The sequence below is a fragment of the Microlunatus sp. GCM10028923 genome, from assembly GCF_042666975.1.
Taxonomy (GTDB): Bacteria; Actinomycetota; Actinomycetes; order Propionibacteriales; family Propionibacteriaceae; genus Microlunatus.
Genome location: NZ_JBHTFF010000005.1, coordinates 18125 through 32406 on the forward strand (window position 1 = coordinate 18125; position 14282 = coordinate 32406).

Here is a 14282-nt window from a genome sequence, read left to right on the forward strand (position 1 = left end):
TGATCTTCGGACTCAGGCGGCCTGTTCGCCGCGATCAGCGGTGAGCAGGCCGTCGACGAATCTGGTGGTGTGCCGGGCGGCAGCGAAGTCCGGGTCGGTGATCAGCCGGCGCAGCAGCGGGATGGTGGTCCGGACCCCGGGACCCTCGACGACATACTCGGCCAGAGCCCGATCGGCGCGGGCAATCGCCTGCTCCCGGGTCGGCGCCCAGACGATCAGCTTCGCGATCAACGAGTCGTAGTGCGGCGACACCGTGTCGCCCTGGACGAAGCCCGAGTCGATCCGCACCCCCGGTCCGCCCGGCTGCCGCAGCTCGGTCAGCCGGCCCGGGGTCGGCGCGAAGCCGCGGTCCGGGTCCTCAGCGTTGATCCGGCACTCGATCGCCGCCCCACGCGGCCGAACGTCGTCCTGCTCGTAGCCCAGCCGTTCGCCGCCGGCGACGCGGAGTTGCTCGGCGATCAGGTCGAGGCCGGTCAGCATCTCGGTGACCGGGTGCTCGACCTGGATCCGGCCGTTGATCTCCATGAACGTCGCCCGGCCGTCCGGGTCGACCAGGAACTCCATGGTGCCGGCGCCGACGTACCCGATCGCCTTCGCGCCGGCCACCGCATACCGGCCCAGGTCGGCCCGCAGTTCGTCGGACAGTCCCGGCGACGGGGCCTCCTCGACCAGCTTCTGGTGCCGCCGCTGCAGACTGCAGTCCCGCTCCCCCAACGACACCGCGGTGCCGTGGCCGTCGGCCAGCAGCTGGACCTCGACGTGCCGGGCGGCGGGCAGGAAGCGTTCCAGGTAGACGTCGCCGTTGCCGAAGATCTGCCGGGCCAGCGCGACCGTGCGGCGGTACGACTCCGGCAGCTCGGCCGCCGTGTGCACCACCTGGATGCCCCGACCGCCGCCACCCGCCGCCGCCTTCAGCACCACCGGATAGCCGATCCCGGCGGCGATCGCGACCGCGTCGGCCTGGGTCGGCACGGCCCCGTCGCTGCCCGGCAGCACCGGCAGCCCGGCCTCGCGCATCGCGACCCTGGTCCGGGCCTTGTCGCCGAGCTCTTCCATCACCGCGGGCGGCGGGCCGACGAACACGATCCCGTTCTCGGCGCAGATCCGGGCGAAGTCCGGGTCCTCGGACAGGAAGCCGTAGCCGGGATGGATCGCGTCGACGCCGTGCCGCAGCGCGGTCTCGATCAGGCTCGGCAGATAGAGGTAGCTGCGCTTCGCCGCGGGCGGCCCGATGTGGGCGGTCTCATCGGCGTAGCGGGCGACAGCGCTGTCCAGATCCGCGCTGGAACAGACGGCAACTGTACGGATGCCGAGCTCGCGACAGGTCCGGGCGATCCGCAGCGCGATCTCGCCGCGGTTGGCGATAAGCACCGACCGGATCGGCTTGGTGATCATGAGACCGCCTCCCGGATCCGGACCAGCGGTTCGCCGAACTCGACCGGCGCGGCGTCGGCGACCAGCACCTCGACCACCTCGCCGGACCGGTCCGCGGCGACCGGGTTCATCAGCTTCATCGCCTCGATGATGCCGATCGTCTGCCCGGCCTCGACCCGGTCGCCCGGCCGGACGAACGGGTTCGCGCCCGGCTCCGGAGCCACGTAGAAGGTGCCGACCAGCGGCGCCGGGATCACCTCCCCCTCGATCTCGGCGATCTGCTCCGGCTCGGCTGCCGGGCCCTGCGGAACGGCCCGCGGCGCCGGGGCGGCCGCGCCGTCCGGCAGCACCATCGCCGGCTCGGCCCAGGTCACCTCGAGCGAACACTCGCCGGACCGGACCGAGACCCGCGACACCGGGCCCGGCACGGTCTTGACCAGGCTGCTCACCTCTTCCCGGAGCAGCCGCAGCGTGCTGTCGTCTGACTCGGCGTTCATGCGGTCACCCCCAGTGCGCGGAACCGGTCGAAGCGCTGCTGCCGGCACTTCTCGCCCGACCAGCCGGCCACCGCGTCCAGCTCGGCCATGATCATCGAGCGGACGGTCGCGGTGGTCTCGTCCGGCGCCGTGTGCGCGCCGCCGTCGGGTTCCGGTACGACCGCGTCGACCACGCCGAGCTTGATCAACTCCGGCGCGGTGATCTTCATCGTCTCGGCCAGCCGGGCCGCCTCGCCGGCGTGCCCGTACAGGATGGTCGAGCAGCTCTCCGGGCTGATCACCGAGTAGCAGGCGTTCTCCAGCATCAGGACCCGGTTGCCGACGGCCAGCGCGAGCGCGCCACCGCTGCCGCCCTCGCCGGTGATCACGCTGATCACCGGGACGGTCAGCTCGGCCATCCCGGCGATGCACTCCGCGATCGCCCAGGCCTGGCCGCGTTCCTCGGCCGCGACGCCGGGGGCGGCGCCCTGGGTGTCGACGAAGGTGATCACCGGTACGTCGAGCCGTTCGGCCAGCCGGAGCAGCCGGAGCGCCTTGCGATAGCCCTCCGGCTGCGGCATCCCGAAGTTGCGCAGCACCAGGGTCGCCGTGTCGTGGCCCTTCTCGTGGCCGAGCACCATCACGGTCCGGCCGCCGATCGAGGCCAGCCCGCCGACCACCGCCGGGTCGTCGCCGTGGGTCCGGTCGCCATGCAGCTCGACGAAGTCGTCGCAGATCGCCTCCAGATAGTCGGAGGTGACCGGCCGCTGGATCTGCCGGGCCAGCTTGAGCACGTCGGCGGCCGGCCGCTGCCGTACCTCCGCGGTGTCGAGTCGATCATGGAGCGCGGCGCTCCGGTCGTCCCCCGCGGACCGGCCGGCGTCCAAGATCAACAAGCGGGTCAGCGTCGAGCGCAGGCTCTTCCGCGGCTCCACCCGGTCGATCATCCCGGCACCGTGCAGGTATTCGGCGGTCTGGAAGCCCTCCGGCAGCCGTTCCCGGGTGGCGTTCTCGATCACCCGCGGCCCGGCGAAGCCGATCATGGCGCCCGGTTCGGCGATCAGCACGTCGGCCAGCGTCGCGAACGACGCGGTCACCCCGCCGTAGGTCGGATCGGCCAGCACCCCGATGGTCAGGATGCCGCGCCGCCGTGCCTCCGCCATCGCCTGCGCCGTCTTCGCCAGCTGCATCAGCGACAAGCACCCCTCCTGCATCCGGGCCCCGCCGGACGAGACCAAGATCAGGTACGGCCAGCCGCGGTCCATCGCATCCTCGGCACCGCGGGTGATCACCTCGCCGACCGCCGAGCCCATGCTGCCGCCGAGAAACCCGAAGTCCATCGCGGCCAGAACCACCGGCCGGCCGCCGATCGTCGCCGTGCCGTGCACCGCCGCCTCGTCCAGCCCGGACCGGCGCCGGGCCCGCTGCACCCGTTCCGGGTACGGCAGCGTGTCGCTGAACCCGAGCGGATCCGCGCTCCGCGGTTGATCATCGGCCGGCACCCAGGAACCGGGGTCGACCAGCTGGTCGATCCGTTCCCCGGCACCGATCCGGTGGTGGTGGCCGCAATCCGGGCAGACCTGCTGGTCCCGGCGCAGCCGCGGCTCGTACAGGGTCACCGAACAGCGCGGGCAGCGCACCCAGGCGCCGGCCGCGGTGTCCACCGGTGGTGACAGGGTCATCGCGGGCCTCCTTCCGGAGTCCAGCTGTAGAAGCCGGAGGCCATCGCGTCGGCCGGGCTGCGCCAGGTCGCCGGGTCGTACGGCGCGATGAACGCATCGAGGTCCGAGCTCAGCTCGCGGAAGTCGTCCCGCCCGCGGGCCTCGGCCATCGCCGCGGCCGGGTCGCCGGCGAACTCGACCTGGTGGAAGTACAACCCCTGGTACTCGTACAGGTCGCGCCGGACCACCCCGAGCGCGCGCGGCAACTCGGTCCGGTCCGAAGCGCCGAACAGCCGCGCGACGTCGCCGGCGGCACCCGGCCTGATCCGGGCCACGATCAGCATCCTTGTCGTCACTGGAATCCCTCTCCCTGTTAGGAATCGCACCTCTGACTCACGACACTAGAAACCCGTCCGGCCGCTGTCGCCCGCCCGGAATGGGAACTTTGATCTCCCCCCGCGGTCGGTCCTCCACTCCCGGAGGCGGAGATCCGGACGAGATGCCGTTCTCGTACGCGTAGATCACGACCTGCACCCGGTCCCGTACCCCGAGCTTCTGGTACAGGTGCTGCACGTGCGACTTGATCGTGCTCTCGCCGAGCACCAGGTGCTGCGCGATCTCGGCGTTGTTGTAGCCCTGCACCAGCAGCAGGAACACGTCGTACTCGCGGCCGGTCAGCGCGGCCAGGCCGGTGCCGTCGGTGGTCGGCCCGAGCGCGGGCCGGCGGACGAACTCCCTGATCAACATCCGGGTCACGGTCGGTGACAGCAACGCGTCGCCGGACGCGACGGCCCGGACCGCCTCGACCAGCTGGGTGCCGGTCGACTCCTTGAGCAGGAAGCCGCTGGCGCCGGCCCGCAACGCCTCGAACACGTGCTCGTCCTGGTCGTACATGGTCAGGATGATCACCTTCGGACCGGGCCGGCCGTCGGCGCACAGCTGCCGAGTCGCTTCCAGCCCGTCCATCCGCGGCATGTTGATGTCCATCAGGACGACGTCCGGATGGTGCCGGCGGACGTCCCGGATCGCTTCGATCCCGTTCCCCGCCTCGCCCACCATGATCATTCCCGGCTCGTCGGCGATCACCGATCCGACACCGTGCCGGACCAGCGGCTGATCGTCGACGATCAGGATCTTGATCTCATCCACGACCTCTCCCCCCGCAGTGCCGAAAGGTCCTCCGGGCCGGCCGGCAGGATCGCCTCGATGAAGAAGCGCCGGTCATCCCTGCTGCCGTAGCCGAACGATCCGCCCTGTTCGGCCACGCGTTCCTCCAGGCCGCGCAGCCCGCCGTCCACCCGGTCACCGGCGGCGACCTGACGATGCGCCGCCACCTCGTTGATCATGGTGATCCGGACCTGAACGCCGAACGACACCGTCACGTCCACCGAGCCGGTGCCGTACTTGAGTGCGTTGGTCAGGCCCTCCTGGACCACCCGGACCGTCGTATGCCGGACTCCGGCCGGCAGCGTCCGTTCCAGCTCCGCGTTCTCGAAATGCAGGCCGCCGCCCGGGTTCACCCGGGTGAACAGCTCCACGATCTCGGCCACCGCGTCGCTGGTGCCGGTAACGATCTCCCGGTCCAGCCCCACCGTGGACGTACGCCGGAGCAATCCCAGGATCCGGCGCAGTTCACCCATCGCGTCCCGCGACGTCTCCTCGATCGAGCGGGCGTGCGTCGCCCCGTCGTCCCGATCGACCTCCATCCGCCGGGCCGTCATCATGATCACCACCAGCCGATGGCCGATCACGTCGTGCAGTTCGCGCGCGATGCGCCTCCGTTCCCGACCGACGGCGTCGCCGATCCGCTCTGTCCCGTTGACAATCCCCGCATCCGGTTGGATGACGTTCCCCGCTGAACTTCGGACTCCCTCACAGTTACCGAACCTCAACCCGATCACCTCCCTTGCGAAGACCATAATCTTCGCAGTGAAGTGTCACAAGGTTGTCCAAAGATAACGTTCGTTACAGTCGTACGAATTCTTTCCCACAGTCGACAAGACGCATATCCGGCATAACTGTTGAACTTCGAAGCAATTCGAGATCCCTTGCACGCAAGGGATTCACTGCGCTCTGATCATCACGGATATTCGTAGATCCGGACGCGAGAAATTCGCGAAGACGCCCGAATCGGATCGCGCAGTTCGCAACCCTCGAAATCCCCGCAGAATTCGAATTCTTCCGACCACACCAGGCGGGTGAGCGCAGAACGATCCCCCGGAATCGGCGCTGGTAGGACTCCACGGTAACCGACGCCGGTGCAGTCGACCCGGGTAAGTTTCTGTGAGCTTTGTGTGAAGTCACCCGGGAGGTCCGGTGTGCCCTCCGTCACCGTGTCTCAGGTGCCGGGACGGCGCAGCACGGCGGCGGCGTTGAAGCCGCCCGCGCCCCGCGCCAGGACCACGACGGCGCGCAGATCCGGCACCGGACGGGCCTCGGTCACCAGGTCCAGCGAGGTCGCCACGCCGTCCAGGTTGACCGACGGCGGCAGCACCCCGTGACGCAGCGCCAGGGCCGCCCAGGCGACGTCCAGGGCGGCGCCGCCGGAGCAGAGCCGGCCGACCATCGTCTTCGGTACGCAGACGGCCACGCCGCCCGGCCCGAATACCTCGCCGATCGCGGCCTCCTCGAGCCGGTCCAGCCGGGGATCGCCGGCCGCGTCGGCGAACACGGCGCCCACTTCCGCCGGGGCACAGCCGGCCCGGTCCAGCGCGGTCCGCAGCGCCCGGGTCAGCTGCCGGTGATCGGGCGCCGGGTCGGTCGGGTGGTGGGCGTCATGGGTGGCCGCGGTGCCGGCCAGTTCCGCGTACGCGGTCGCGCCGCGCTCGGCCGCGAAGCCCGGCGACTCCATGATCAACATCGCGCCGCCCTCGCCCGGCACCTGGCCGGTCGCGTCGGCCGCGAACGGGCGGTAGGCGGTGGCCGGGTCGCGGCCCGTGCTCAGGCCCGGCTGGCTGGACTGGCAGACGATCGCGTACGGGGACAGCGGCGCCTCGGTACCGCCGACGACGGCCGCCCCGACCCCGCGCCGGATCGACCGGCTCGCCGCGGCGAGGGCGTCGAGCCCGCCGGCCGCGTCGGAGACGATCACGCCGCAGGATCCCTTGAGCTGCTCCTTGATCGAGATCTGGCCGCTGCTGGCGGCGTAGAACCAGCCGATCGACTGATAGGCGCTGACCGCCCGCGGGCCCTGCCCCCAGAGGGCGTGGATCTCTCGCTGACCAAACTCGTTGCCGCCGGAGGCGCTCGCGGTCACCACCGCGAGCCGGTACGGATCGTGGTCGGCCGGGTCCAGCGCCGCGTCGGCCAGGGCCAGCCGGGTCGCCTCGAGGGCGTACCAGGTCCACCGGTCGGTCTGCACCCGGAGCTTGCTGTCGGTCCGCTCGGCCGGGTCGAAGCCGGGCACCTGGCCGACCACGCCGATCGGCAGGCCGCTCGCGTCGTACCCCTCGACGGGGCCGAGCCGGCAGGTCCTGGTCAGGGTCTGTTGCCAGTGATCGGCAACCCCGATCCCGGTCGGTGCGACCACCCCGATCCCCGTGATCACCGGATTCATCATGCTGCGACCTCCGCCACTCGTGAGAACACCATCGCCGACTGGAAGCCGCCGAAGCCGCTGCCGGCGGACAGCGCATGATCAACTCGGACCTCGCGCGCCACCTGCGGCGTGTAGTCGAGGTCGCACTCGGGATCCGGCGTCTCCAGGTTCGCCGTCGGCGGCACCACCCCGCGCTGGATCGCCAGCGCACAGGCGGCCATCTCGATCGAGCCGATCGCGCCGAGCGAGTGCCCGACCACCGACTTGATCGAACTGATCGGCACCCGCCGGGCATGATCACCGAGCGACCGCTTGTAGGCGGCCGTCTCGTGCCGGTCGTTCTGCTTGGTGCCCGAGCCGTGCGCGCTGATGTACGAGATCTGGTCCGGGTTCAGCCGGGCCTGGCCCAGCGCGTCGACGATCGCGTCGCCGAGTTCGACCCCGTCCGGGCGCAGCCCGGTCATGTGAAACCCGTTGGCCCGCGCCGCGTAGCCGCCGATCTCGCAGTAGATCTCGGCGCCCCGGGCCAGCGCGTGGCCGAGCTCCTCGACCACCAGCACGGCCGCGCCCTCGCCGAGCACGAAGCCCTGCCGGTCCGCGTCGAACGGCCGGGAGGCGCGTTCCGGGTCGGCGTTGCGCGGCGTGGTGGCTCGGATCGCGTCGAAGCAGGCCACCGTGATCGGTGTGATCGGCGCGTCCGCCGCGCCGGCGATCATGACGTCCGCCTCGTCGTCCTGGATCAGCCGCAGCGCATGGCCGATCGCGTCGATGCCGGAGGTGCAGCCGGTCGACACGACGGTGGCGGCGGCCCGGGCCCCGAACCGGACCGCGAGCTCGGTCGCTGCGCTGGACGGGACCAGCGACTGGTAGAGGAACGGCATCGCGTGCCGGTGATCGACCAGCCAGTCCCGACCATGATCGCTGGCGACCACGTACTCGTCCTCCAGGGTGATCGACGAGCCGACCGCCGAGCCGAGCGAGATCCCGCGCCGGTCGCCGTCGTCCTGGTCGGGTTCGACGGCCAGCCCGGAGTCGGCAACCGCCTCGCCGGCCGCCGCGAGCGCCAGCTGGACGAACCGGTCGGTGCGCCGGCAGATCCGCGGCGTGAGGCCGTACCGGGACGGCTCGAAGTCCACCTCCGCAGCGATCTGGGACCGGAACCCGGTCGGGTCGAACGCGGTCACCCGGCGGATCGCCGGCTTCCCGTCGACGATCCGCTGCCAGAAGTCCTCCCGGGTCGGGCCGCCCGGCGCGACCACGCCGACGCCGGTGACGACGACTCTTCTCATCGCCCGACACCTGATCGGCTCGCCGCGCCGTCGCCGACCAGGACGGCCCGCTCCTCCGGGCCCGGCTCGGTGTCGACGTGGCCGAGCTGCGGTGCCGGTGCGAGCGGGCTGAGCTGGAACACCGCCAGCGCCTCGTCGTCGCCGATGTTGATCAAGCGATGCCGTACGTTGCGCGGCACCAGCAGCGCGTGCTCGCCCGGCACCGTGACCGCCTCGCCGTCCAGGTCCACCTGCAGCGTCCCGGACGCGACGAACAGGAACTCCTCCGAGTACGGGTGGTAGTGCTCCGAGACCCGTTCGCCCGGGGCCAGCCGGACCGCGCCGCAGAAGCCGGACGAGGACCCGACGTTCGGCGGAGCGATCATGGTCCGCAGGTCGCCGCCGCGCCGCCGGTTGGCCGGCACGTCGCCGAACCCGACCACCAGCCGGCGCCGCTGCTCCACCCGGTCCTTGATCAACTTCAGCTGGACCGCGCTGTTGCGGTTGATGTTGTCGGTCATCCAGGCGGTGTCCACCGGCGCGTCCGGCCGCATCTCGAAGTCCTGCACCCAGCGCAATTCGGTCCGGTCCGGACCCAGCTCCCGGTAGGTCCAGGTCAGGTTCATGAACTCGAACGGGCCCTTCTCGATCCGGCGGGCCCGGACTACGCCCTGCTCGGTGTCCCAGCGCCGCTCCGAGACCCAGGACCAGACCCGACCTTGATCATCGGGATGCATGGTCAGCCGGAACGTCGCGGAGTTCTCGGTCTCCTCGAGGATCTCGATCTCCGCGTACTCGGAGAACAGGTTGGGCCAGTCGCTCAGGTTGTTCGTCTGGGTCCAGACGAAGGAGCTCGGGGCGTCGATCTCGATGGCGTTGTCGGTGTGTCCGATCATGATGCGCTCCTCTCAGGCCTGGCCGGACAACCGGGCGTTGACCAGGTCGCGGATCCCGGCCGGCGTGGCCTCCGCGGTCAGGTCCGGCTCGATCTCGACCCCGAACTGATCTTGGATCCGGCCGGCGATCTCGACCCGGGCCAGCGAGTCGAGGTCGAGCTCGGTGAAGGTCGACTGGTAGGACTCGGGCACCGCGGCCGCGGTGTCCAGTCCGACCGCCAGCAGCAGCTGGCGAAGATCATCGTCGGTCAGGCCGGCGGTGGTCACTACGGTCTCGTTGGTCATGATCAAGTTCCCTTCAGGAGGAGGTCGTGGTCGGTTGGGCCGAGGTCTCGGCACAGATCTCGAAGCGGAGCGAGCGCGCCTCGGTGAAGCACTTCCGCAGCGGTGCGGCCAGTTCCCGGTGCTCCTCGGTGGCCTCCCAGGCCACGAAGGAGTCCAGGTCCCGCCATTCGCTGGTGATCATCCACTGCTCGGGATCGGTGGCCGACCGGCAGACCTGATCACGCAGGTGTCCGGGTACGCCGCGGGCCACCTCGTAGCGGATCTGTTCGTAGGCGTCCAGGAAGTCGTACTCGTACTCGAGCGGAACCTTGAGCAGGAAGACGATCCGGGCCCGGAAGCCCTCGGTGCCCGTCATCGCGCACCTGCCTGGGCCGGCGCGCCGGTGGCGGGTGCCGCGGAGGTACGGGCTCCCGGCGGCGGGCCACCCACCCCGGGCGGCGGCCCGCCGGCCAGCGCCGAGCTGTAGGAGAACTTGCCGAGCACCGGGACGACGCTGCCGTACAGGCCGTCCGACTCCGGACTGGTCAGGAAGCCGACCGCCCGGGCCACCAGGGCCGGGTCCACCGTGTGATCAAGATCAAGACCGGGCCGCTCGGCCCGCATCTTCGGCGTGTCCGCGATCGTCATCGACACCACGTTGGCGTGGATGCCGCGCCGCTTCACCTCGTGCGCCATGGACCGGACCCAGGTGGTCAGCGCCGCCTTCGCGGCCGAGTAGGCCGACAGCGCGGCCAGCGGCTCGACCGCCAGCGGGGTGCTGAAGTAGACCAGCCGGCCGCCCTCGGTCAGGTGCGGCAGCACCGCCTGGGTGGCCACCACCGCGGAGCGGAAGTTCGACATGATCAACTCGTCGTAGACCGCGACGTCGGTGAGCATCACCGGGCCGAAGCCGAACCGGCCGATCAGGTGGACCAGACCGCCGAGCCCGTCGAATCGTTCCGCGGCCCGGGCGGCCGCCTGCTGGGCGCCGTCCGGCTGGGCGGCGTCGGCCTGGAAGGTCTCGATCACGCCCGGCGCACCGTACCGGCGGTCCAGGTCGGCCAGCCGCTCGGCGTTGCGGCCGGTCAGCAGCAGCCGGTGGCCGCGGTCGGCGAGCACCCGGACGATCGGCTCGGCCAGCGGGCCGGTGGCGCCGGTGATCAACAGGGCCGGGGCCGTCTTTTCGGGGTCCCCGCGGCCCGGTTCGGGGGAGCGAAGCGGAGGAGAATCGGGTCGTGGGGTGTTTCTCATGTGGACGCCTCGAGGGTGGCGACCCGGGTGGTGACGTGCTCCATCATCGCCCGGCCGAAGAACGCCCGGGCACCCTCCGGTGTGCTGAGGTCCCGCGGCTCGGCCAGGAAGGGATCGAGGTCCCGCTCCAGCTGCTGGATGCTCGGCTGCCGGGCCAGGTGGGCCATGATGCTCGGCAGTGGCCCGTCCACCTCCATCATCCGGACCACCAGCCCGTCCTTGATGAAGATCGAGGTGCCGAGCAGGCGAGCCCCGTCCGGGGTCACCCACTCCGGCGGTTCGTAGCCGGCCAGGAGTTCCTTGACCTGGTCCTCGGTTCCGGGCCTGACCCGGAACATGATCGCGTATCGCTGCATCGTTCCTCCCGCGTCGTCGTCTGCTTCCAGCCTGGACATCAGCGCGGTCGCTGTCTTCCACCCGGTGGAGGAGATCCGGGCTCCCCTGCCTGGTGGACCGGGAGTTCATTCCGCCGACGGAAGACGATCATGGTCCGACCTGCGTACCGTCGTGATCATGATCTTGGAACCTCGGAACGTACGATGAGCCCGCCGGCCACCGCCGTGATCATCGGCGGCGGGATCGGCGGTCTCGCGACCGCCCGGGCGCTGCACCGGCAGGGCATCGCCACCACCGTGTACGAGCGCCGGGCCGAATCGACCGACGCCGGCGCCGGGAACGGCCTGGTGGTCTGGCACAACGCGACCATCGCGCTGCGCGGCCTGGGCCTGGAGCGCGAGCTGGCCGGCGCCGGGATTCCCTTGCAGCGTTACCTTTTCCGGTCCGCCACCGATCATGACCTGGCCACCTGGTCGCTGGCCGACGGCGCCCGGCGGACCGGCGCGGCCGCGTACACGGTGGCTCGTCCGGAGCTGCACCGGCTGCTCGCCGAGGCGGCACCCGGCCCGATCGAGTACGGTGCGCACTGCGTCGGCTTCGCGGAGGATGCCGACGGCGTTCTGGTCCGGTTCGCCGACGGCCGGGAGGTGCGGACGGACCTGCTGGTCGGCGCCGACGGGATCCGCTCGGTGGTCCGGCGGCAGCTGATCCCGGCCGAGCCGCCGCCCCGGCACGCCGGTGTCCGGGCCTGGCAGGGCGTGGTCGCCGACCCCGGCGGGCTGCCGGACGGCGCGTTCGTGAACACGTTCGGTCGCGGGCTGTGGTTCGTCTGCTACCGGCTGGCCGGGGGCCTCGTCTACTGGGACGGGGTGGTCAGCGACGAGGTCGCGCGCGATGATCACCGGCTGCGGGACGGGCAGCTCGGTGAGCAGGGCAAGGCGTTCCTGACCCGGCTGTTCGGCGACTGGCCCGGCCCGATCCCGGAGCTGATCGCGGCGACGCCGGCGAACGCCCTGCAGCCGGTCGACATCGCCGACCGCGACCCGGTGCCGCGCTGGAGCACCGACCGGGTCACCCTGGTCGGCGACGCCGCGCACCCGATGACGTTCAACCTCGGCCAGGGCGCCAACCAGGCGATCGAGGGCGCGACCGTGCTGGCGGGTTCGCTGGCGGCCGGTCCGGACCTGACGACCGCGCTGCGCCGTTATGACGCCGCGCGCACCGACCGGACCGCCCGGCTGGTCCGGCAGTCCCGGGCCAACGGCGTGTTCAGCCGCTGGCGGCATCCGGTGGTCTGCGCGGCCCGGGACGCATTCATGCGGATCGCGTTCCCGCGCCTGGTCTACCGCAAGACGTACCAACTGACGATGGATCTGAATCCGCTCACCACCACCGAAGGACGGCCATGACGACCCTGCAGCAGCCCACCACCGGCGTCAGCCGGACCGCCGTGATCATCGCCCAGGCCCGCGCCGAGGAGCACCGCCGGCCGGACCGGTTGTTCGACGACCCGCTGGCCCAGCACTTCGTCGACACGATCGGCTGGATCCAGGTCGCCCAGGCCGGCCGGCTGAACCAGGAGCACTTCGTCCTCCGGACCCGCTTCTTCGACGACTACCTGCGCTCGACGACCGCGGCCGGCCGGCGGCAGGTGGTGCTGGTCGCCGCCGGGCTGGACACCCGCGCCTACCGGCTGGACTGGCCGGACGGGACCCAGCTGTTCGAGATCGACCTGCCGGGCCTGGTCGCGTTCAAGCAGGCGGTGCTCGGCGTGCACCGGGCCGAGCCGCGCTGCCGGCGCACGGTGGTCCGGGCCGATCTGCGGGACGACTGGCCGGCCGACCTGATCGCCGCCGGCTTCGACCCGACGCGACCGACCGCCTGGCTGATCGAAGGTCTGCTGATGTACCTCGAGCGGGCCGACAACGACTCGCTGCTGGAACGGATCGGCGGCCTCTCCGCGCCCGGCAGCGCGATCGCACTGGAGCACATCAACCAGGCCTACGTCGACCTGCCGGAGATGCGGGCCGTGCACGAGCGGCTGAAGAACGTCGGCGCGTCCTGGCACTCGACGGTCGAGGACCCGGTGGCCTGGCTGGCCGGGCACGGCTGGACCGCGTCGGTGACACCGCAGACCGCGCTGGCCCAGCGGCACCGCCGGCCGGTCCCGCGGCTGACCGACCCGGCGATCGTCGACGACGCCCGGATGTGGCTGGTCAGCGGCGAACGCCACGCCTCAGCCCTTTGAGTCGGTACGGTCACCGCGCCCCTGAGGCCGTACCGTCACCGCTCCCTGAGCCGTACCACCACCGCTCCCTGAGCCTGTCGAAGGGCATGCCATGATCGGGCCGTACCCACTCCCGATCCGTTGGAGGCCTGTATGACCGGCGTCGCCCCGCTCATCCAACTGCGCAACGGCGCGAAGCTGCCCGCCCTCGGCCTCGGCACGTACGGACTGACCGGTGACGCCGGCGTCGCTTCCGTACGGACCGCGCTGCAGGCCGGCTACCGGCTGCTCGACACCGCCGAGAACTACCGCAACGAGGAGACCGTCGGGGCCGGCGTCGCCGCGTCCGGCGTGCCCCGGTCCGAGGTGTTCGTCACCAGCAAGTTCAACCGCGAATGGCACAGCGTCGACGGTGCGCGGAAGGCGTTCCAGGCCAGCATCGAACGGCTCGGCCTCGACTACCTGGACCTGCTGCTGATCCACTGGCCGAACCCGGACCAAGATCAGTACGTGGACGCGGTGCGCGGTCTGCAGGCGCTGCTGGAGGACGGCCTGGTCCGGGCGATCGGCACCTCGAACTTCAAGCCGGCCCACCTGCGCCGGGTGATCGACGAGACCGGGATCGTGCCGGACGTCAACCAGATCCAGCTCAGCCCGTTCCACCCGCGGGAGGAGGACCGGGCCTTCGCCGCGGAGCAGGGCATCGTGATCGAGTCCTGGACGCCGATCGGCGGCTCCGGCGACGGGCTGCGGAGCGACCCGGTGATCACCGAGATCGCCCGGGCCCACGACAAGACGGCGGCCCAGGTGATCTTGCGCTGGCACCACCAGCTGGGCCTGGTGGCGATCCCGAAGTCCGGCGATCCGCAGCGGCAGGCGGAGAACCTGGCGATCTTCGACTTCGAGCTCACCGACGACGAGCTGGCCGCGATCTCGGGTCTCGATCGACGCGGCGAGGGACTGGCCGATTCCGACCGCCAGGGCCACTGAG

16 protein-coding genes are annotated in these 14282 nt (G+C 71.2%); 3 read left to right on the plus strand and 13 right to left on the minus strand.

The window, feature by feature from the left end; translation table 11 throughout:
- Positions 1–12: 12 nt before the first annotated feature.
- From ACFQU4_RS13170 to ACFQU4_RS13230, 13 genes are all read right to left on the minus strand, one after another.
- On the minus strand, positions 13–1395 hold the full coding sequence (locus ACFQU4_RS13170; protein ID WP_377492320.1) for an acetyl/propionyl/methylcrotonyl-CoA carboxylase subunit alpha: 1383 nt from the start codon (positions 1393–1395) through the stop codon (positions 13–15).
- Entirely contained in the window at positions 1392–1871 is a 480-nt protein-coding gene (gene accB / locus ACFQU4_RS13175; protein WP_377492323.1) for an acetyl-CoA carboxylase biotin carboxyl carrier protein, read from the minus strand. The genes ACFQU4_RS13170 and accB overlap by 4 nt, the downstream gene beginning before the upstream one ends.
- A complete protein-coding gene (locus ACFQU4_RS13180) occupies positions 1868–3532 on the minus strand; it encodes an acetyl-CoA carboxylase carboxyltransferase subunit alpha (RefSeq protein ID WP_377492326.1) in 1665 nt (554 codons plus the stop codon). The genes accB and ACFQU4_RS13180 overlap by 4 nt, the downstream gene beginning before the upstream one ends.
- A complete protein-coding gene (locus tag ACFQU4_RS13185) occupies positions 3529–3867 on the minus strand; it encodes a TcmI family type II polyketide cyclase (RefSeq protein ID WP_377492329.1) in 339 nt (112 codons plus the stop codon). Before ACFQU4_RS13185 ends, ACFQU4_RS13180 begins: the two co-directional genes overlap by 4 nt.
- Before the next feature lie 37 nt (positions 3868–3904).
- Positions 3905–4660 carry a response regulator gene (locus ACFQU4_RS13190; RefSeq protein ID WP_377492332.1) on the minus strand — a complete coding sequence of 252 codons (756 nt, stop codon included), beginning with the start codon at positions 4658–4660 and terminating at the stop codon, positions 3905–3907.
- Entirely contained in the window at positions 4639–5430 is a 792-nt protein-coding gene (locus ACFQU4_RS13195) for a sensor histidine kinase (RefSeq protein ID WP_377492335.1), read from the minus strand. Before ACFQU4_RS13195 ends, ACFQU4_RS13190 begins: the two co-directional genes overlap by 22 nt.
- A 419-nt stretch (positions 5431–5849) precedes the next feature.
- Entirely contained in the window at positions 5850–7070 is a 1221-nt protein-coding gene (locus tag ACFQU4_RS13200; protein ID WP_377492338.1) for a beta-ketoacyl synthase N-terminal-like domain-containing protein, read from the minus strand.
- Positions 7067–8338: a beta-ketoacyl-[acyl-carrier-protein] synthase family protein gene (locus ACFQU4_RS13205; protein ID WP_377492341.1), complete on the minus strand. Its 1272-nt coding sequence runs from the start codon at positions 8336–8338 to the stop codon at positions 7067–7069. The genes ACFQU4_RS13200 and ACFQU4_RS13205 overlap by 4 nt, the downstream gene beginning before the upstream one ends.
- Positions 8335–9213 carry a cupin domain-containing protein gene (locus ACFQU4_RS13210; protein WP_377492344.1) on the minus strand — a complete coding sequence of 293 codons (879 nt, stop codon included), beginning with the start codon at positions 9211–9213 and terminating at the stop codon, positions 8335–8337. Before ACFQU4_RS13210 ends, ACFQU4_RS13205 begins: the two co-directional genes overlap by 4 nt.
- 12 nt (positions 9214–9225) lie before the next feature.
- Positions 9226–9498, minus strand: coding sequence for an acyl carrier protein (locus ACFQU4_RS13215; RefSeq protein ID WP_377492347.1), 273 nt, complete (start codon positions 9496–9498; stop codon positions 9226–9228).
- Between the two features lie 13 nt (positions 9499–9511).
- Positions 9512–9853 (minus strand): antibiotic biosynthesis monooxygenase family protein, encoded by a 342-nt coding sequence (locus ACFQU4_RS13220; RefSeq protein ID WP_377492350.1) that lies wholly within the window; start codon positions 9851–9853, stop codon positions 9512–9514.
- Complete coding sequence (locus ACFQU4_RS13225) at positions 9850–10641, minus strand: SDR family oxidoreductase (protein WP_377492353.1); 792 nt, start codon at positions 10639–10641, stop codon at positions 9850–9852. The genes ACFQU4_RS13220 and ACFQU4_RS13225 overlap by 4 nt, the downstream gene beginning before the upstream one ends.
- A gap of 83 nt (positions 10642–10724) precedes the next feature.
- Positions 10725–11084, minus strand: coding sequence for a SchA/CurD-like domain-containing protein (locus tag ACFQU4_RS13230; RefSeq protein WP_377492356.1), 360 nt, complete (start codon positions 11082–11084; stop codon positions 10725–10727).
- Positions 11085–11213: 129 nt separating this feature from the next.
- On the opposite strand from ACFQU4_RS13230, the gene ACFQU4_RS13235 reads away from it, so the two are divergent.
- The 3 genes from ACFQU4_RS13235 to ACFQU4_RS13245 all read left to right on the plus strand — a co-directional run bounded on the left by ACFQU4_RS13235 (position 11214) and on the right by ACFQU4_RS13245 (position 14281).
- The gene (locus ACFQU4_RS13235; protein ID WP_377492359.1) at positions 11214–12473 is read left to right on the plus strand and encodes an FAD-dependent monooxygenase; all 1260 of its coding nucleotides are present in this window, start codon (positions 11214–11216) and stop codon (positions 12471–12473) included.
- Positions 12470–13312 (plus strand): SAM-dependent methyltransferase, encoded by an 843-nt coding sequence (locus tag ACFQU4_RS13240; protein ID WP_377492363.1) that lies wholly within the window; start codon positions 12470–12472, stop codon positions 13310–13312. The genes ACFQU4_RS13235 and ACFQU4_RS13240 overlap by 4 nt, the downstream gene beginning before the upstream one ends.
- Positions 13313–13444: 132 nt before the next feature.
- Positions 13445–14281 (plus strand): aldo/keto reductase, encoded by an 837-nt coding sequence (locus tag ACFQU4_RS13245; protein WP_377492366.1) that lies wholly within the window; start codon positions 13445–13447, stop codon positions 14279–14281.
- Position 14282: the final 1 nt, after the last annotated feature.

Excerpts from the sequence above, each read along its gene's own strand:
- ACFQU4_RS13170 (WP_377492320.1), bottom strand. The coding sequence starts at position 1,395 with ATGATCACCAAGCCGATCCGGTCGGTGCTTATCGCCAACCGCGGCGAG.
- accB (WP_377492323.1), bottom strand. The coding sequence starts at position 1,871 with ATGAACGCCGAGTCAGACGACAGCACGCTGCGGCTGCTCCGGGAAGAG.
- ACFQU4_RS13180 (WP_377492326.1), bottom strand. The coding sequence starts at position 3,532 with ATGACCCTGTCACCACCGGTGGACACCGCGGCCGGCGCCTGGGTGCGC.
- ACFQU4_RS13195 (WP_377492335.1), bottom strand. The coding sequence starts at position 5,430 with ATGGTCTTCGCAAGGGAGGTGATCGGGTTGAGGTTCGGTAACTGTGAG.
- ACFQU4_RS13200 (WP_377492338.1), bottom strand. The coding sequence starts at position 7,070 with ATGATGAATCCGGTGATCACGGGGATCGGGGTGGTCGCACCGACCGGG.
- ACFQU4_RS13205 (WP_377492341.1), bottom strand. The coding sequence starts at position 8,338 with ATGAGAAGAGTCGTCGTCACCGGCGTCGGCGTGGTCGCGCCGGGCGGC.
- ACFQU4_RS13210 (WP_377492344.1), bottom strand. The coding sequence starts at position 9,213 with ATGATCGGACACACCGACAACGCCATCGAGATCGACGCCCCGAGCTCC.
- ACFQU4_RS13215 (WP_377492347.1), bottom strand. The coding sequence starts at position 9,498 with ATGACCAACGAGACCGTAGTGACCACCGCCGGCCTGACCGACGATGAT.
- ACFQU4_RS13220 (WP_377492350.1), bottom strand. The coding sequence starts at position 9,853 with ATGACGGGCACCGAGGGCTTCCGGGCCCGGATCGTCTTCCTGCTCAAG.
- ACFQU4_RS13230 (WP_377492356.1), bottom strand. The coding sequence starts at position 11,084 with ATGCAGCGATACGCGATCATGTTCCGGGTCAGGCCCGGAACCGAGGAC.
- ACFQU4_RS13235 (WP_377492359.1), top strand. The coding sequence starts at position 11,214 with ATGGTCCGACCTGCGTACCGTCGTGATCATGATCTTGGAACCTCGGAA.
- ACFQU4_RS13240 (WP_377492363.1), top strand. The coding sequence starts at position 12,470 with ATGACGACCCTGCAGCAGCCCACCACCGGCGTCAGCCGGACCGCCGTG.
- ACFQU4_RS13245 (WP_377492366.1), top strand. The coding sequence starts at position 13,445 with ATGACCGGCGTCGCCCCGCTCATCCAACTGCGCAACGGCGCGAAGCTG.